At 49.1% G+C, this 16,770-nt stretch carries 17 protein-coding genes; 10 read left to right on the top strand and 7 right to left on the bottom strand.

The genetic code is table 11. The features are described from left to right. The first annotated feature begins 16 nt into the window (after positions 1 to 16). From M2371_RS11665 to M2371_RS11675, 3 genes are all read left to right on the top strand, one after another. Positions 17 to 799 (top strand): hypothetical protein, encoded by a 783-nt coding sequence (locus M2371_RS11665; protein WP_259267775.1) that lies wholly within the window; start codon positions 17 to 19, stop codon positions 797 to 799. A 92-nt stretch (positions 800 to 891) separates the two neighbouring features. Continuing rightward, positions 892 to 1,332, top strand: a complete 441-nt coding sequence (locus M2371_RS11670) for a DUF1240 domain-containing protein (RefSeq protein ID WP_259267776.1) — start codon at positions 892 to 894, stop codon at positions 1,330 to 1,332. Positions 1,333 to 1,385: 53 nt separating this feature from the next. Continuing rightward, on the top strand, positions 1,386 to 1,778 hold the full coding sequence (locus M2371_RS11675) for a hypothetical protein (RefSeq protein ID WP_259267777.1): 393 nt from the start codon (positions 1,386 to 1,388) through the stop codon (positions 1,776 to 1,778). An 18-nt stretch (positions 1,779 to 1,796) separates the two neighbouring features. Here M2371_RS11675 and M2371_RS11680 read toward each other — a convergent pair whose 3' ends face one another. The 4 genes from M2371_RS11680 to M2371_RS11695 all read right to left on the bottom strand — a co-directional run bounded on the left by M2371_RS11680 (position 1,797) and on the right by M2371_RS11695 (position 5,874). After that, on the bottom strand, positions 1,797 to 2,246 hold the full coding sequence (locus M2371_RS11680) for a GNAT family N-acetyltransferase (protein WP_259267778.1): 450 nt from the start codon (positions 2,244 to 2,246) through the stop codon (positions 1,797 to 1,799). Then, positions 2,243 to 3,016 carry a GntR family transcriptional regulator gene (locus M2371_RS11685; protein ID WP_172893354.1) on the bottom strand — a complete coding sequence of 258 codons (774 nt, stop codon included), beginning with the start codon at positions 3,014 to 3,016 and terminating at the stop codon, positions 2,243 to 2,245. Before M2371_RS11685 ends, M2371_RS11680 begins: the two co-directional genes overlap by 4 nt. 85 nt (positions 3,017 to 3,101) lie before the next feature. Beyond that, positions 3,102 to 4,529 carry a glycoside hydrolase family 1 protein gene (locus M2371_RS11690; protein ID WP_259267779.1) on the bottom strand — a complete coding sequence of 476 codons (1,428 nt, stop codon included), beginning with the start codon at positions 4,527 to 4,529 and terminating at the stop codon, positions 3,102 to 3,104. 7 nt (positions 4,530 to 4,536) lie between these two features. Beyond that, entirely contained in the window at positions 4,537 to 5,874 is a 1,338-nt protein-coding gene (locus M2371_RS11695) for a PTS sugar transporter subunit IIC (RefSeq protein WP_172893352.1), read from the bottom strand. A gap of 296 nt (positions 5,875 to 6,170) precedes the next feature. Here M2371_RS11695 and M2371_RS11700 point away from each other — a divergent pair, with 296 nt between their 5' ends. Next, entirely contained in the window at positions 6,171 to 7,199 is a 1,029-nt protein-coding gene (locus M2371_RS11700) for a LacI family DNA-binding transcriptional regulator (protein WP_034498097.1), read from the top strand. On the opposite strand, the gene lysA is transcribed toward M2371_RS11700, so the two are convergent. Continuing rightward, complete coding sequence (gene lysA, locus M2371_RS11705) at positions 7,172 to 8,431, bottom strand: diaminopimelate decarboxylase (protein ID WP_259267780.1); 1,260 nt, start codon at positions 8,429 to 8,431, stop codon at positions 7,172 to 7,174. The genes M2371_RS11700 and lysA overlap by 28 nt on opposite strands. A gap of 112 nt (positions 8,432 to 8,543) precedes the next feature. On the opposite strand from lysA, the gene M2371_RS11710 reads away from it, so the two are divergent. Then, a complete protein-coding gene (locus M2371_RS11710) occupies positions 8,544 to 9,467 on the top strand; it encodes a LysR family transcriptional regulator (protein WP_172893349.1) in 924 nt (307 codons plus the stop codon). A gap of 1 nt (position 9,468) precedes the next feature. Here the strand turns inward: M2371_RS11710 and M2371_RS11715 are convergent, their stop codons facing one another. Both M2371_RS11715 and M2371_RS11720 read right to left on the bottom strand, forming a co-directional pair. After that, positions 9,469 to 10,635: an MFS transporter gene (locus M2371_RS11715; protein WP_172893348.1), complete on the bottom strand. Its 1,167-nt coding sequence runs from the start codon at positions 10,633 to 10,635 to the stop codon at positions 9,469 to 9,471. Between the two features lie 86 nt (positions 10,636 to 10,721). Further along, positions 10,722 to 11,417 carry an aspartate/glutamate racemase gene (locus M2371_RS11720; protein ID WP_259267781.1) on the bottom strand — a complete coding sequence of 232 codons (696 nt, stop codon included), beginning with the start codon at positions 11,415 to 11,417 and terminating at the stop codon, positions 10,722 to 10,724. A gap of 165 nt (positions 11,418 to 11,582) precedes the next feature. Between M2371_RS11720 and M2371_RS11725 the strand changes: the two genes are divergently transcribed. The 5 genes from M2371_RS11725 (at position 11,583) to M2371_RS11745 (ending at position 16,740) form a co-directional block, all read left to right on the top strand. Then, positions 11,583 to 11,906: a cupin domain-containing protein gene (locus tag M2371_RS11725; RefSeq protein WP_172893346.1), complete on the top strand. Its 324-nt coding sequence runs from the start codon at positions 11,583 to 11,585 to the stop codon at positions 11,904 to 11,906. 590 nt (positions 11,907 to 12,496) lie between these two features. After that, positions 12,497 to 13,387: a carbohydrate ABC transporter permease gene (locus tag M2371_RS11730; RefSeq protein ID WP_034498111.1), complete on the top strand. Its 891-nt coding sequence runs from the start codon at positions 12,497 to 12,499 to the stop codon at positions 13,385 to 13,387. Continuing rightward, positions 13,380 to 14,294, top strand: a complete 915-nt coding sequence (locus tag M2371_RS11735; RefSeq protein WP_172893344.1) for a carbohydrate ABC transporter permease — start codon at positions 13,380 to 13,382, stop codon at positions 14,292 to 14,294. Before M2371_RS11730 ends, M2371_RS11735 begins: the two co-directional genes overlap by 8 nt. Positions 14,295 to 14,307: 13 nt before the next feature. Continuing rightward, positions 14,308 to 15,435: an ABC transporter ATP-binding protein gene (locus M2371_RS11740; protein WP_172893343.1), complete on the top strand. Its 1,128-nt coding sequence runs from the start codon at positions 14,308 to 14,310 to the stop codon at positions 15,433 to 15,435. A gap of 15 nt (positions 15,436 to 15,450) precedes the next feature. After that, complete coding sequence (locus tag M2371_RS11745) at positions 15,451 to 16,740, top strand: ABC transporter substrate-binding protein (RefSeq protein WP_172893342.1); 1,290 nt, start codon at positions 15,451 to 15,453, stop codon at positions 16,738 to 16,740. The last annotated feature ends 30 nt before the right edge of the window (positions 16,741 to 16,770 follow it).

Raw genomic sequence — 16,770 nt, forward strand, 5'->3', positions numbered from 1 at the left:
AAATAAGGAGGTTGTCATGTCTGAATTAAGAGATTCAAAGAATAAGCCACATGATTACTTGCGCGACGAGCATCAATTTCAAACCTATCCAAGTATGAATCCAGTGTTGCGTGATATGGCGGCTATCAATGGTGATTTTATTACTGAAAGCCGATACATCATGTTGCTAACTATTGAGGAAGCGCAGGGGGTATCAGATGAATTACTTGGTAATTTAGATTATTTCTTCTCCTATCGATTAGGGCCTGGGAATATTAAAGATGGCCTGGATGGATTTCGCACCCTTAGCAAATTAACCACTTACTACAGCCCTACGGGAAAATTAGTTTTTAACTTTAATTGTCTAAAAATAAAAGCCGTAGAATATGTAATTAATGGCAAAGCATACATTAAAATCACTGGATATGCTGGCCTGCGTCGCATACTGACAGGCACCCGTTATGGGGCAACAAACCCACAAATGCTTGAAATGGCTATTGGTATGCGTGGCTTTGGGTCTGCTCTTGTAAAAGGAACGAAGTTCTGTATTTACGCCTCTTTAGCCTTTCGTGTGATTGAATTTATATTTAAATCTGATTATCACCTAAAAGATTTACTGGTTGATATTACAATGGACGTAGCAAAAATAATTGTTTCAAGTGTTGTGATTGGGATTGCGGGTGGCATATTTACAGTGATTAGTGCACCAATAGTTGGTACGGCCATTCTTGTAATATTTATAGGCATTGCACTGAATATAGGGCTTAACATTCTGGATAATGAGTTGGGGTTTTCTGCAGAACTCAAAAATAAAATATAACAAGCATTAAATGAGCAACAAAAAATGAGTTCCTGGGACTACCAACATTTATCTCCATATTTGACTCCACTACCAGGTAGAGGGTATTAAGTATGAAAGAATACACTACCTTGCGCTGGTTGCTATTTAAATTTTCGGGGATATTTCTTATGATGGCCAGTATGGCCCTCATTTATCTAGTGGCTTATTTCTATAAGTTTTATGACATCAATTCATTAATTACACTCGGTGATATCATAACATACAATGGAAGAGTTATTATCTGCCTTGGAGGCATACCTATGGTTATCTACATGTTCTTTTTTGCCCTCCGTACAGTTTTAAATAAAGGAATTGCACCTCTAAAAAAAGGAACGGTAATTGGACAGATTTGGGGGGTATTTAGCATACTCTCTTTTGCCTTAGGGCTAGTCGCATCCTATCTAATCCCTATTGTGTTATTGATGTTACATTACACTTCCTGCCATAAGGATAAACTCCGAGTGTACTATGTGACTGATCCGCAACTTTGTATGATGATAGAAAAGAAATGAGACCATATACTAAATTACAATGGGTAAGTTTTAAGCTGGCTGGGGTGTTTTTAATGGCTGTATCCTTGGTTATGATATATTCCACTATATTTTTTATTGAGGAATATCGCATTTACGCATTGATAACACTGAGTGATATTATTATTTATGATGGGAAAATCATCACCGCTATTGGAGTAACACCCACTTATATTTATCTTTTCTTTTTCGCATTCAGCACAATTTTGCAAAAAGGTGTTGAACGACTAAAAAAAGGAACGCTTATTGGCACTATCTGGGGATTGTTTAGCCTTGCATGCTTCGTATTTTTCATGGTCATATCATGGATAATCCCTCTGGGATTAATGGCGTTAGATTACACGTTATGTGACGAGGAAGGGGACGTTCCTGGACTGTATTACGCCAGTAAGCCAGAAATATGCAAAACTATTGTTTCTAAACCTTAATTAGTGTGTGGTAAATGTTTAAAGCACGTATTTATAAAGATGAACCACTTTATCCGGGTAATCCAGCCCGTCGCCGATATATTCCCAGCCAAAACGCTCGTAGTAATCTTTGCACGCTGAATAAAGATAAAGCTGTGGATAACCCAGCGCGCGAGCGTGTTCAATAACGTGCTGTTGCAGCTTCGCCCCAAGCCCACGTCCGCGCTGGTTTTCATCGATATATAACGCCGCTAACCACGGATAAAGATCCTGGCGGCTAATTAAATCGCAGCGCCATAACCCAACCGTTCCAACCAGTTTCTCACCTTCAACCGCCACAAAAGTTAAAGGCAACTGCCCTTCCCGCTGGCTGGTCGCCACAATTGACGCGAAAAAGCCCCGGCTGTCAGCAGTGCCAAACGCCTGCCATATCCAGTCAGTGACCTGCCCGGCATATTGCGGCATCGCATACAGCGGGAGAATTTTCACATCAGCTTCCCCTGGAAGATGGGAACGGACTCGAAAAGATAGCCGTCGAAATCGGGCGCATCGGAATCAGATTGCTCGAGCAGGCTGTTTTTGACGTTTTCTAAATGCTGCCACATCGCCTGCCATGAACCCATCACATCGCGGCGGCGCAGCGCTGCCAGAATAGTTTGCAGGTCCCCGAGCCATTTCAGGCGATAGCTGCGTGTATCAATATGCGCCCGTAATTGTTGCCACAATGGGCTGCTGTCTAAATGGCGCCAGATACTTTCCACCGTCGCCAGCAACATCTGGTTTTGCGAAGCGCCCGCCAGAACCAGGTGGAACATCTTGCAGTTATCCTGGCTCAGATCGTTTATCGCGATAGCACGCTGCTCTTGCTCGAGAATTCTCTTAAGGTTGTCGATATCCGCTTTGGTCGCCATTTTTGCGGCGAATGCCGCAATATTACTTTCCAGCAACTGACGCGCCTGGAGCATTTCAAACGGGCCAATATCGCTGCTGAAAAAGGCTTCTTCTTCCGCTTCATTTTCTGCCGGAACGCGCATGACATACACACCCGAACCCTGGCGAATATCCACTGTGCCTTGCAGTTCGAGCATCAGCAACGCTTCACGAACAATCGTGCGGCTGACGCCATAAGTTTCAGCAATATTACGTTCAGGCGGCAAACGTGAACCGACTGGATACAGCCCCTGCATTATTTGCGCGCGTAGATCCTCACCAATTTCCTGGTATTGTTTTTTTTCTGGCGAAAGTACTACCTTGTCCACGATATCACCCGCATTTGTTGATTCTCAGCGCCATTAAGTTCTGACGCTGATTTATACCCGCTAGCTTATCAAATTCTGTACCCAATTATTTCCATTCATCATCAATGTTGAGCTGCAACGTGCGAGTGTCACCCAGCGTCCGATACCAATGCGCAGATTTTTTCGCCCGTCGCTCGCGATTGTTTTGCAGGTTAATTTCAATCAATCCATAGCGATTTTTGAAGGCATTCATCGGCGATACGTTGTCGGTAAACGCCCACAACATATAGCCCTGGCAGTTAGCGCCATCTTCCCGAGCGCGCAGCGTCTGGTACAAATGCTCGCTGATAAACGCGATACGATAATCATCTTCAATCACGCCATCAGCATTGCGGAATTGCGCCTCGTTTTCTGTTCCCATTCCGCTTTCTGCGACAAACCACGCAATATTGCGATATTCCGTTTTTATCCGCATCGCCATGTCATAAACGATACGGGGGTAGATTTCCCAGCCACGCGACTTATTCATCCGCCTGCCTGGCAACTCAAACGGCTCGTAATAATAAGCAGGATGGAATGGCGTCTCGGGGTTCCAGGCGCGGGACGGCGCTTTTACGCGATGTGGATAATATAAGTTGATACCCAGTTCATCGACGGTATTTTCCCGGATAATCGCCAGCTCTTGCTCGGTGTAATCCCACTTAATATCATGTTTTTCCAGCAGTTCGATAAGCTGCTGCGGATACTCACCGTGCACCAGCGGGTCTAAAAACACGCGGTTGTAAAACAGATCGTATATCTGCGCCGCTTGCTGGTCATGGTCAGCGCTGGAGCGCGCATAAGTCACTTCTGGATTAAGAATACAGCCAACGGTTCCGCTGTAGCCTTTTTCGCGGAAAAGCTTCACGACTTTCGCCGTGGCGAGGTTTTTGTGGTGGTTCCACTGCATCCACTTATGGGTATTTTGCTCATACGGCCAGCGCAACGCATCAAGATAAACGCGGGTTTGCACCACAATCGGCTCGTTGAACGTAAACCAGCGATTCACTTTATGCGCGTAACGGGCAAACACTTTTTCAGCATACAAGACAAAAAGCTCGACCACTTTCTTCGATGCCCAACCGCCGTAGGTTTCAAATAAAACGGCTGGCAATTCATAGTGCTCAAGACAAATCATCGGCTCGATGCCGTTGCGGCGCATTTCATCGATCAAGTTGTCATAGTACTGAGCATATTCCTCGTCGACTACGCCATTTTCATAGTCTGTGAAAAAGCGCGACCAGTTGATAGAGGTGCGGTAGTGCGTTAATCCCGCCTGTTTCATCAACGCCACATCTTCGCGGTAGCGATTGATAAAATCCGTCGCGACCGCCGGGCCGTAGCCTTCATGCCATACATGTCTGTCGTTTTTGTACCAGGCGTCGAGCCAGGAATCCTGCCCTTCTTTTTTGCCGCTCCAGCCTTCGGTTTGCCAGGCCGATGCCGCAGCACCGAGTATAAAATCTGCTGGAATAGTGATTTTTACGTTGCTCATGCCTTCCTCACACGTTTTTGGCAAGTTGCTGCTGTTCGGCCTGTAACTGCGCTTGTTCAGCACGGCGCGAGGCTATTTTCACAAACGGCAGGTAAATCAGAACCGAAACCAGAATACAGCCCAGTTGCGTGACGACCGCGCCCATCGAACCGGCGGTAGAAAGCCAGGCGTTAATCAATGGCGGCGTGGTCCATGGCACCATCACAACAGCTTTACCGGCAAAACCCATTGCCGTTGCGAAGTAGCCAATAGTGCCGGTGACCAGCGGCGTAATAATGAAAGGAATAGCCAGAATAGGGTTGAGCATAATCGGCATACCAAAAATCACCGGCTCATTAATGTTGAAGATCCCTGGGCCGAAAGAGAGCTTGGCGATTTCTTTCATCTCTTTGCGCTTCGTCGCAATCATCACCGCAATCAGCAGCCCAATCGTTAAACCGGAACCGCCAATACTCATATACACATCCCAGAACGGCATGGTGATGATGTTAGGGATCTCTTTGCCCTGCTCGAACGCGCTCATGTTGACGGTAATCGCCCCGAGCAGCAGCGGCTCGCGGATAGGTTTGATCATCTGATTACCGTGAATCCCAATAACCCAAAACAGCTGTGCGACAAACATCAGCAGCAAAATTCCCGGCAGGCTTTGCACCACTTTTTCCAGCGGTTGCTGCACCACCTGATACACCGCGTCATACAGGTACATGCCGGTAGTTTGGTGGAAAATAAAACCGAAAGTCGCGATGGCGGTAACGGTAATGATCGAGGGGAGCAGTGCTGAGAAAGAGGCAGAAACATTAGGCGGAACGGTGTCAGGCATTTTGATCTTCAGCCCTTCGCGCTTTTCCAGCCAGCAGTAAATTTCCACCGACAAAATAGCGATAAACATGCCAAGGAACAGGCTGCGGGTGTCAGAAAACTGGCGCGCCAGAATGTCTTTCACCATATGCATTTGCCCATCGACCATCATTTCGATGGTGGTTGGCGTCACGCAAATAAAGCAGATAACCGCCAGCAAGCCAGGGAACAGACTTTTGATGCCGTTGATTCTGCCTAATTCGATACCAATCAGGAACACCGCGCCAATGTTTAAAAAGTTAAGCGTGGCGTAGTTAATCGCCGCGGTAATCGGCTTGAGTTGGGCGAGAAATGACAGTGCAGAAAAACTGGCGAGGCCGTTTTTAGGATCCAACACCATATTCGAGATGAGGACCGAAAATGCCCCGACGATAATCACCGGCATTAGGGTAATGAATGAAGCTTTGATCGCCATAATATAGCGGTAGCTATTGAATTTAGTGGCAAAACTTCCCAGAGAGTCGATTAACTTTTCCTGCAAAGCCATAGGGTATACCTCAGTGTTGTCGTTTTTTTATTATTCAAAGCGATGGAAGACGACCGATTTGGTATGCCAAAAATAGAACCAACTCCGTAACATTTCCGTGATAAACGTCCCACATTGTTACATTGGAATTCCAATATGGATAATCTGGTATACCAAATAAATATAAGTTGCCTGAATCATTCAAAAGCGTGATCCGGCACGACAATTGCTGTTAGCGCCATGTTTCATCATCACAGCGTGATAAACTAGCGCCATTATGCGACCACGCGGCAAGCGTCTTAATCAGGAATGAATTGATGGTAACAATGCTGGATGTCGCGCTACGCGCAGGCGTTTCCAAAGCAACGGTATCACGCGTGCTTAACGGAATTGGGCAAGTTAAAGAGAGCACCCGCGAGCAGGTGTTTACCGCCATGGAAGAGTTGGGCTATCGCCCTAATTTTCTGGCGCGATCGCTGGCGAACCGTAGCAGTAATAGCGTCGGTTTGGTGGTGTCGACTTTTGACGGGTTCTACTTTGGCCGCCTGTTGCAACAAGCCTCACGACAGACGGAAGTCTGGGGCAAGCAATTGATTGTCACCGATGGACACGATACGCCGCAAAAAGAGCTGGAAGCCGTGCAAATGCTGGTCGATCGCCATTGCGATGCCATCGTGCTGTACACCCGCTTTATGAACGAGCGGACTTTATTGTCGCTAATGAATAGCATCAAAGTCCCGCTGGTCGTGATTAACCGCGATGTTAGCCAGGCGCGCGATCGCTGCGTTTTCTTTGAACAGCAAGATGCTGCGTTTCAGGCGACCGATTATCTCATTGAGCAAGGCCATCGAGATATCGCCTGCATTACCGTGCCCATTTCGACGCCAACCGGCCAGGCACGTCTGATGGGTTACAGAAAAGCATTGCAAAAACATGGCATCGCTTTTAACGAAGACCGAGTGAAATATGGCGATTCAAGCATGGTGCTTGGCCATAAATTGTGTCAGGAATTACTGGAAAGCCAGGTGCCATTTAGCGCCCTGTTTGCCTGTAACGATGATATGGCGCTGGGCGCTTCAAAGGCGCTGCATCAGGCTGGAGTGCGGATTCCGCAGGATATTTCGTTGTTTGGTTTTGATGATGCGCCGAGCGCGCAGTGGCTCGAACCCGCACTATCCAGCGTTTATCTGCCTATCGACAGCATGATCACCACGGCAATCGATCAGGCGATAAAACTGGCAAACGGCGAGCCGCTTAAAGCTATCCCGCCGTTTGTCGGCAAACTGGTGTTACGCGAGTCAGTCGGCCCAGGTCCGTATTACATTTCCAATGCCAGCAATTCCTGAATGGTCTGACGGCGACGAATCTGTCGCGCCGCGCCATTATCAAATAACACTTCAGGCAATAACGGGCGGCTGTTGTAATTGGAAGACATCGAAGCACCATACGCGCCGGTGTCGTGCAGCACTAAATAATCACCGACTTGCACTGGCGGCAGCGCACGCGTTTCCACTTTGCCGCCTTCGAGCTGGGTAAACACATCACCCGATTCACACAGCGGCCCGGCTACTACAGTTTCTACCTGCGGGAGTGCGGCGAGTTCACGTCCGTCCCCTGCCAGAGCGGAAATATGGTGATAGCTGCCGTACATCGACGGACGCATCAAATCGTTAAACCCGGCGTCAATCAGCACGAAGTGGCGCGAACCCATATTTTTAACCGAGCGCACCTGCGCCACCAGAACGCCGGATTCTGCCACCAGGAAACGGCCCGGTTCGATTTCCAGTTTCACCGGGTGTCCCAGACGCTGGGCGATTTTCTCACGCGCCGCATTCCACAGGCCGTAATAGTGATTAGTGTCGATGGTTTCTTCACCTTCACGATACGGAACGGACAAACCACCACCTGCGGAGATCGCTTCCAGATCCTGACCAAAATCAATCACCTGCTGCACCATCGCGCCACAAACGCGTTCGAGATGACCATAATCCACGCCGGAACCAATGTGCATATGAATGCCCACCAGCTGCAGTTTGTAGCGCTGGATAACTTCTAACGCCTGCGGCAAATCTGCATGCCAGATGCCGTGTTTACTATTTTCACCCCCGGTGTTGGTTTTCTGGCTGTGGCCGTGACCGAAACCAGGATTAACGCGCAGCCAGACGCGATGGCCGGGCGACACTTCACCAAGCTGTTGCAGCATGTCGACAGAACCCGCGTTCACCGGAATCTGCTGTTCAGCCACCAGCGCCAGCGTCGATGGGTCAATCATATCGGCGGTGAATACGATATCGTCTTTGTTTTCAACCGGGTTATAGCCCGCCGCCAAAGCACGGACAATTTCCCCCTCTGAAACCGAATCCACTTTCACGCCCTGCTCGCGCATCAGACGCAGAATGTGAATGTTAGAACACGCTTTTTGCGCAAAACGAATCACATCAAACTGGCGCAATTGGGCAATCTGCTGGCGAATAATCTCAGCATCATAAACCCAGACCGGGCAGCCAAATTCCGCGGGCAATGCCAGCAGGTTTTGCGCATTCAGCGCGGTATCGGTGTTATTGAGTGGGCGTGGCATGGTGGCTCCGGCAACATTTCATTTTTTTGTATTACGCCATACCGCGAAGTGAAGAAAAAATATCGATTTCTCTCGAGTCTATGCAAAACTGATATGGAAACAGGAGAACGTTATGCCCTCAATAACCTTACGCCATATCGAAATTTTCCACGCGGTGATGACCGCCGGCAATCTGACTGAAGCTGCAGGGCTGCTGCATACGTCGCAGCCGACCGTCAGCCGCGAGCTGGCGCGGTTTGAAAAGCTGATTGGCCTGCAATTATTTGAACGTAGCCGCGGGCGGTTACATCCCACCGTGCAGGGCTTACGCTTGTTTGAAGAAGTGCAGCGATCCTGGTATGGCCTGGACAGAATTCTGAATGCCGCCGAAAGTCTGCGTGAATTCCGCCAGGGCGAGTTGTCCATTGCCTGCCTGCCGGTGTTTTCACAATCTTTTCTGCCGGTGTTAGTGCAGCCGTTTCTGGCGCGTTACCCTGAGTTGAGTCTCAATATCGTGCCGCAAGAATCACCGCTGTTAGAAGAGTGGCTTTCTGCCCAGCGCCACGATTTAGGGTTGACCGAAAATACCGTGACGCCCGCCGGAACCGAACGCCAGACGTTGCTGACGCTCAACGAAGTCTGCGTGTTGCCCGCAAGCCATCCTCTCGCCCATAAAAAAATACTCACGCCGCAAGATTTTGCCGGGGAAAACTACATCAGCCTTTCGCGCACCGACAGCTATCGCCAGTTGCTGGATTCACTGTTTCAGGAGCACGACGTCAAGCGGCGCATGGTGATGGAAACACACAGCGCAGCCTCGGTTTGTGCGATGGTGCGGGCCGGAGTGGGCGTGTCGGTCGTCAATCCGTTGACGGCTCTGGATTACGCCTCAAGCGGCGTTGTTGCGCGGCGCTTTAGCGTGGCGGTGCCGTTTACCGTGAGCCTGATTCGCCCCCTGCACCGCCCTGCTTCCGCGCTGGTTAGCGCTTTTAGCGAGCACTTACAAACCAATATGCGGGTTTATATCGAGCCGCTAAATGCGCTGCTGGATGCCTGATTTAATGCTCTGTCGCCGGGTGCTGATGCCCGGTGCCATTGCTGAAATTAATCAAGCAGATAGCCAGGCCAATCGCCGCAAGCCCTGCTGCCGCGACCGGAACCGCCGTCAGTCCGAAACCGTGCGCAATAACAGAGCCGCCAACCCAGGCACCTAATGCGTTGCCGACGTTAAATGCGGCAATATTAAGCGTCGAAACTAAATTTGGCGCATCTTTGCCGTGCAGAACCACGTTGATTTGCAGCGCGGGAACCGTCGCAAATGCCGCCATCGCCCAGAGAAACAGCGTAATTTCAGCCAGCCACAGGCCGTGGCTGGTCCAGCGGAACAGCAGCGAGAAAATAGCAATCAGGCTGAAACTCAGGATCAAACTGAAAGAAACTTTCCAGTCGGCCAGGCGCCCGCCCAAAATATTTCCCACCGTCAGACCCGCTCCTATCAGGAAAAGCGTCCAGCTTACACCCTGATGGGTCACGCCCGTCACCTGCAATAGCATTGGCGCAATGTAACTAAACAGAGCAAACATCGCGGCGGCAAAAAAGACCGTCATTGCCAGTGAAAGCCACAGTTTGCCATTCGCCAGCGCGCTGACTTCGCGTTTCAGGTTTGGCGGAGTTTCCTCTTTTTGCGATGGCAAACTGACAATCAGCGCAATAAACGCCACCACGCCAATGATTGCCACGCCCCAGAACGTCGAGCGCCAGCCGTACAATTGCCCAAACCAGGTGCCAATCGGCACGCCCAGCACGTTGGCCAACGTCAGACCTGTGAACATCAGTGCCACTGCCGAGGCTTTGCGATTAGGTGCCACCAGGCTTGCTGCCACAACTGCGCCGATGCCGAAGAAAGCACCGTGACACAGGGCGGTAATAATACGAGCCAGCATCAGGAAGTGATAATTCAGCGCCAGCGCGCACAGAATGTTACCGACGATGAAAATCACCATCAGCAAGATGAGTGAGAGTTTGCGCGGTAATTTTGCCGTGAGCAGCGCCATGATCGGTGCGCCAATTGCCACGCCAAGCGCATAGCCACTAATCAGCCATCCCGCCGCAGGAATAGAAATCGACAGATCCCCTGCTACGTCGGGCAACAGACCCATAATAACGAACTCCGTCGTGCCGATGGCAAACGCACTCATCGCCAGCGCGAGTAAGGAAACAGGCATGGGATTGACTCCAGATTGCAGAAATAACAAAAGGCGGGAGAGTGAACTCAGCCGCCAGATTACTTGAAATATGAACTAAAAAAATATTACTCAGCCAACATGAAATTGACCGCATCAGCGGCGTGAATAGCCGCGGTATCGAATACCGGGAGCGGGCAATCTTGTTGATTAAGCAACAAGCCGATTTCAGTGCAACCGAAAATCACGCCCTGCGCGCCTTGTTCCTGAAGTTGGGTAATAACTTGCTGATAATACTGCTTCGACTCGGCGGCGATTTTGCCCAGGCACAGCTCTTCAAAAATTATCTGGTTAATGCGCAAACGCTGCGGTTCATCAGGGATTAAGGATTCGATACCAAACTCAGTCGTCAGGCGACCACGGTAGAAATCCTGCTCCATGGTGTATTTCGTGCCGAGTAGCGCAACCCGATTCACGCCTTGTGCCGTAATGGCACGGCCGGTCGCATCTGCGATATGTAAAAATGGCAGATCGCACTGTGATTCAATATGATGCGCCACCTTGTGCATGGTGTTGGTACACAGCACGATGCCTTCGGCACCCGCTTTTTGCAGGCCCAGTGCCGCTTGCGCCAGCATATCCCCCGCCCGATCCCATTCACCACTGGCCTGGCAGGCTTCGATTTCATGAAAATCCACGCTGTGCAGCACGATCTTTGCGGAGTGTAAGCCCCCTAAACGGTTTTTAACTCCTTCATTAATCAGACGATAATAAGGGATAGTCGATTCCCAACTCATCCCTCCCAGCAAGCCAATTGTTTTCATCACGTTTCACCTGTTCGTATTTATTCCATTGGTTATATCAGAGAGACGACAAAACGTGAAAGCGTGATCGGCCTTACAAAACACGGGGGTGAACTATCGCAATTGAACTTTTCAGGATACGATTATTTAAATGAAACAATGTTTCACATAACTAAGGATCGAGAAATGTTCACCTTTATTAAAGATACTCAACTGGAAGATTTAGGTGCGGGCGTGAGCCGCCGTATTCTGGCGCATGACGGTAAAATGATGGCGGTACAGGTTAATTTTGAAAAAGGCGCTATCGGCCCGATGCACAACCACCCGCATGAACAACTGACTTATGTGCTGTCAGGTGAATTTGAATTCACCATTGGCGAAGAAACTCATCGCGTTACCGCGGGCGACACACTGTATAAAGAACCGCATGTGATGCACGGCTGCGTTTGCCTGCAAGCGGGTACTTTGCTTGATACCTTCACCCCAATGCGCGAAGATTTTCTGAAGTAATCCTCCAATGAATGAGTCGCTCCAGGGTCGGGAGCCGCTCATTCATTTGTGACATTAATATATGTAGTGACAAAGCTGACGGCATTGCTTAAAAGCAGATACAGATTAATTTTGGTCTGAGTGACAAGAGCTTTATTCCACACTAAGTTAAATTTCCATTCCGTTATTTTTCCACACTGAAATAAATTAGAATTTCCCATCTTTAACGTAGACACCAACACATTGATTCGTATGAAAATAAATTCAAAAGCTAATAACTGACATCGGCTTAATCATCGCTATCCATAAGAGTTCGTACGATCATTCAATTCTGTCTTTATCATCATTTTTTCAACTTTAAGTTTTACCCATCGCCCCAAAAACGCCACACACATCAAACAATCGAAACAGCGTTTCGACTTTGATCACATTTCCGCTATTAATCGAATGACTCAGTTACAAATCGTAATAAGATTATTTAAAACGCTGTTTTACAAATCAGGAACCATGGTTCGGATGTTTATGAAATCTATAAAACGATATGGATGATGAGCAACTGTAACGGTGATTTAATATTTTAATATCAATCAATTACCAGGGAATGAATATGTATGAATGAAAACAGAATGCTGGGATTGGCATGGATTTCCCCCTACATAATAGGGTTGTTAGTCTTTACTGCCTTCCCGTTTGTTTCATCTTTCTTCCTCAGTTTTACTGAGTACGATTTGATGAACCCGCCGGTATTTAACGGTATCGAGAACTATCGCTACATGTTGACCGAAGATTCGCTCTTCTGGAAATCCATGGGTGTGACTTTTGCGTATGTGTTTTTAACCATTCCGCTAAAACTCGCATTCGCACTCGGCATCGCATTTGTTCTGAACTTTAAACTGCGCGGCATCGGCTTCTTCCGTACTGCGTATTACATTCCGTCAATTCTGGGTAGCTCTGTCGCCATCGCAGTTTTGTGGCGCGCACTGTTTGCTATCGACGGCCTGCTGAACAGCTTTATTGGTGTGTTCGGTCTGGACCCGGTGAACTGGCTGGGTGAACCTTCGCTGGCGCTGATGTCCGTTACGTTGCTGCGTGTCTGGCAGTTCGGTTCTGCGATGGTTATATTCCTGGCGGCACTGCAAAACGTTCCGCAATCACAGTATGAAGCCGCGATGATCGACGGTGCGTCTAAATGGCAGATGTTCATGAAAGTGACCGTGCCTTTGATTACGCCAGTCATCTTCTTCAACTTCATCATGCAGACCACGCAGGCGTTCCAGGAGTTTACCGCACCGTACATCATCACCGGCGGCGGCCCGACTCACTACACCTACTTATTCTCGCTCTATATCTACGACACAGCGTTCAAATACTTCGATATGGGTTATGGCGCAGCACTGGCGTGGGTACTGTTCCTGGTCGTGGCGGTCTTTGCCTCCATCGCCTTTAAGTCATCGAAATACTGGGTGTTCTACTCCGCAGATAAGGGAGGCAAAAATGGCTGATATCCAACCAAGCCAGCTAGCGGCTAAAAATGCGACGGACCTTGCAGAAGAAGAGATTGCGCGTACTTTGCGCCGTGAAAAAATCAGCCGCACCATCCGTTATATCGTGCTGATTATTGTCGGTCTGTTGATGCTCTACCCGTTGGTGTGGATGTTCTCTGCGGCGTTTAAACCGAACCATGAGATCTTCACCACGCTCGGTCTGTGGCCGTCAAACCCAACCAGCGACGGCTTCGTCAACGGCTGGAAAACCGGTACTGAGTACACCTTTGGCCACTACATGTGGAACACCATGCAGTATGTGATTCCCAAAGTGCTGCTGACCATTATCTCTTCAACGATTGTCGCTTACGGCTTCGCCCGTTTTGATATCCCGTTTAAGAAGTTTTGGTTCGCAACGTTGATTACCACCATGCTGCTGCCAAGCACCGTGCTGTTAATCCCGCAATACCTGATGTTCCGTGAAATGGGCATGTTGAATAGCTATCTGCCGCTGTGGCTGCCAATGGCATTCGCAACCCAGGGATTCTTTGTCTTCATGTTGATCCAGTTCCTGCGTGGCGTGCCACGTGATATGGAAGAAGCCGCGCAAATTGACGGCTGTAACTCCTTCCAGGTGCTGTGGTATGTGGTAGTGCCGATTCTGAAACCGGCCATTATCTCTGTCGCCCTGTTCCAGTTCATGTGGTCAATGAACGACTTTATCGGGCCGCTGATTTATGTGTACAGCGTAGACAAATACCCAATTGCACTGGCGCTCAAAATGTCTATCGACGTGACTGAAGGCGCTCCATGGAACGAAATTCTGGCAATGGCGAGCATCTCCATTCTGCCATCGATCATCATCTTCTTCCTGGCTCAACGCTACTTCGTACAAGGCGTGACCAGCAGCGGAATTAAAGGTTAAGTGAGGGAATATCATGGCTGAAGTTATTTTCAACAAATTGCAAAAAGTTTACTCCAACGGCTTCCAGGCGGTTCATGGTATCGACCTGAAAATTGAAGACGGTGAGTTTATGGTTATCGTCGGCCCATCTGGCTGCGCGAAATCAACCACCCTGCGTATGCTGGCGGGTCTTGAAACCATCAGCGGCGGTGAAGTCAGAATCGGCGACCGCGTGGTGAACAATCTGGCCCCTAAATCTCGCGGTATCGCGATGGTGTTCCAGAACTACGCGCTCTATCCTCACATGACGGTGCGCGAAAACCTGGCGTTCGGCCTGAAACTGAGCAAGCTGCCAAAACAGCAAATAGAGTCCCAGGTGAATGAAGCAGCGAAAATCCTTGAGCTGGATGAGCTGATGGACCGCCTGCCGCGTCAGCTTTCTGGCGGCCAGGCACAACGTGTGGCCGTAGGCCGTGCGATTGTGAAAAAACCGGATGTATTCTTATTTGACGAACCGTTATCCAACCTTGATGCCAAGCTGCGCGCGTCGATGCGTATTCGTATCTCCGACCTGCACAAACAGCTCAAGAAGAGCGGCAAACCCGCGACCACCGTTTACGTTACCCACGATCAGACCGAAGCGATGACCATGGGCGACCGTATCTGCGTGATGAAACTGGGCCACATCATGCAGGTGGATACGCCAGATAACCTCTATCACTTCCCAAAAAATATGTTCGTGGCGGGCTTTATCGGTGCGCCAGAAATGAACATTCGCCCGAGCAAACTGATCGAGAAAGATGGCCGTCTGCAAATTAGCGTCGGCAACGATACGTTGGCATTGAACGAGCGTCAGCAATCGCGCTGTGCGCAGTACAAAGATCAGGACATTTTCTTCGGTATCCGTCCTGAGTTTATTTCAATCTCTGATGAACCGTTCGCTGAAAGCCATTCAAGCGGTGAAATGGTGCGTGTAGAGAATATGGGCCACGAATTCTTCATCTACCTGAAAGTAGCTGATTTTGAAATGACCTGCCGCATCCCTTCCGATGAAGCTAAGCCAATGATTGAGAAAGGCCTTCACCGCAAGGTGTATTTCAAGTTTGACATGGAAAAATGTCATATTTTCGACGCTAAAACAGAACAAAACATCTCACTCTGACAGGAGTCTATGATAATGAAAAAAGTGCTGTTAAGTACCCTGATTACCTCTACCTTAGCAATGGCTGCCGGCTCTGCATTCGCGGCAGATGATGTGGATTTACGTATGTCCTGGTGGGGCGGTAATGGCCGCCATCAGGTCACACTGAAAGCGGTGGAAGAGTTCCAGAAACAACATCCGAATATTAAAGTGAAGTCGGAATACACCGGTTGGGACGGCCACTTGTCCCGTCTGACTACGCAAATCGCGGGCGGCACTGAGCCGGACGTAATGCAAACGAACTGGAACTGGCTGCCGATTTTCTCTAAAACCGGCACCGGCTTCTACGACCTGAATACCGTGAAGGGCGAGTTGGATCTGGCGCAATTTGATCCGAAAGAACTGCAATCCACCACGGTTGACGGCAAGCTGAACGGTATCCCAATTTCCGTGACCGCGCGCGTGTTCTATTTCAACGACGAAACCTGGAAAAAGGCTGGCATCTCATACCCTAAAACCTGGGAGGAGTTGATGGCAGCGGGCAAAACCTTTGAAAGCAAACTGGGAAAACAGTACTTCCCGGTGGTGTTAGAACACCAGGATACGCTTTCTCTGCTGCGCTCTTACATGGTCCAGAAATACAACATTCCTGAAATCGACACGGCGAAAAAGCAGTTTGGCTACAGCAAAGAGCAGTGGGTCGAGTTCTTTGGCATGTACAAAAAACTCATTGATAGCCACGTGATGCCTGACACCAAATACTATGCGTCATTTGGTAAGAGCAACATGTACGAAATGAAGCCGTGGATTGAAGGCGAATGGGCGGGGACTTACATGTGGAACTCCACCATTAACAAGTATTCCGACAACCTGAAACCACCAGCAAAACTTGAGCTGGGTTCTTACCCAATGCTGCCAGGTGCAACGGATGCCGGTCTGTTCTTCAAACCTGCGCAGATGTTCTCAATCAGCAAAACGACTAAGCATCCAAAAGAAGCCGCGATGCTGATCAACTTCCTGCTGAACGAAAAAGCAGGCGTTGAAGCGCTGGGTCTGGAGCGTGGCGTACCGTTGAGTAAAGCGGCGGTGACACAATTAACGGCCGATGGCGTGATCAAAGATAACGACCCGGCGGTTGCGGGCCTGAAACTGGCACAATCGCTGCCAAACAAACTGTCGACATCGCCATACTTTGACGATCCGCAGATTGTTTCCCTGTTCGGGACTTCTTTGCAGTACATCGACTATGGCCAGAAATCCGTAGAAGAAACGGCAGCAGAATTTGAACGCCAGGGTAATCGTATTCTGAAACGCGCAATGCGCTAATTATTCAGCCTAAGTATTGAAATTCATGCC

It is taken from the genome of Buttiauxella sp. BIGb0471 (assembly GCF_024807715.1).
Classification (GTDB): domain Bacteria; phylum Pseudomonadota; class Gammaproteobacteria; order Enterobacterales; family Enterobacteriaceae; genus Buttiauxella; species Buttiauxella agrestis.

Bases quoted from the DNA above. Each gene is read 5' to 3' on its own strand.
- lysA (WP_259267780.1), bottom strand. From the start codon at position 8,431: ATGCCACGCCCACTCAATAACACCGATACCGCGCTGAATGCGCAAAAC.
- M2371_RS11720 (WP_259267781.1), bottom strand. From the start codon at position 11,417: ATGAAAACAATTGGCTTGCTGGGAGGGATGAGTTGGGAATCGACTATC.
- M2371_RS11745 (WP_172893342.1), top strand. From the start codon at position 15,451: ATGAAAAAAGTGCTGTTAAGTACCCTGATTACCTCTACCTTAGCAATG.
- M2371_RS11675 (WP_259267777.1), top strand. From the start codon at position 1,386: ATGGCTGTATCCTTGGTTATGATATATTCCACTATATTTTTTATTGAG.
- M2371_RS11665 (WP_259267775.1), top strand. From the start codon at position 17: ATGTCTGAATTAAGAGATTCAAAGAATAAGCCACATGATTACTTGCGC.
- M2371_RS11670 (WP_259267776.1), top strand. From the start codon at position 892: ATGAAAGAATACACTACCTTGCGCTGGTTGCTATTTAAATTTTCGGGG.
- M2371_RS11735 (WP_172893344.1), top strand. From the start codon at position 13,380: ATGGCTGATATCCAACCAAGCCAGCTAGCGGCTAAAAATGCGACGGAC.
- M2371_RS11715 (WP_172893348.1), bottom strand. From the start codon at position 10,635: ATGCCTGTTTCCTTACTCGCGCTGGCGATGAGTGCGTTTGCCATCGGC.
- M2371_RS11740 (WP_172893343.1), top strand. From the start codon at position 14,308: ATGGCTGAAGTTATTTTCAACAAATTGCAAAAAGTTTACTCCAACGGC.
- M2371_RS11695 (WP_172893352.1), bottom strand. From the start codon at position 5,874: ATGGCTTTGCAGGAAAAGTTAATCGACTCTCTGGGAAGTTTTGCCACT.
- M2371_RS11730 (WP_034498111.1), top strand. From the start codon at position 12,497: ATGAATGAAAACAGAATGCTGGGATTGGCATGGATTTCCCCCTACATA.
- M2371_RS11725 (WP_172893346.1), top strand. From the start codon at position 11,583: ATGTTCACCTTTATTAAAGATACTCAACTGGAAGATTTAGGTGCGGGC.
- M2371_RS11700 (WP_034498097.1), top strand. From the start codon at position 6,171: ATGGTAACAATGCTGGATGTCGCGCTACGCGCAGGCGTTTCCAAAGCA.
- M2371_RS11690 (WP_259267779.1), bottom strand. From the start codon at position 4,529: ATGAGCAACGTAAAAATCACTATTCCAGCAGATTTTATACTCGGTGCT.
- M2371_RS11710 (WP_172893349.1), top strand. From the start codon at position 8,544: ATGCCCTCAATAACCTTACGCCATATCGAAATTTTCCACGCGGTGATG.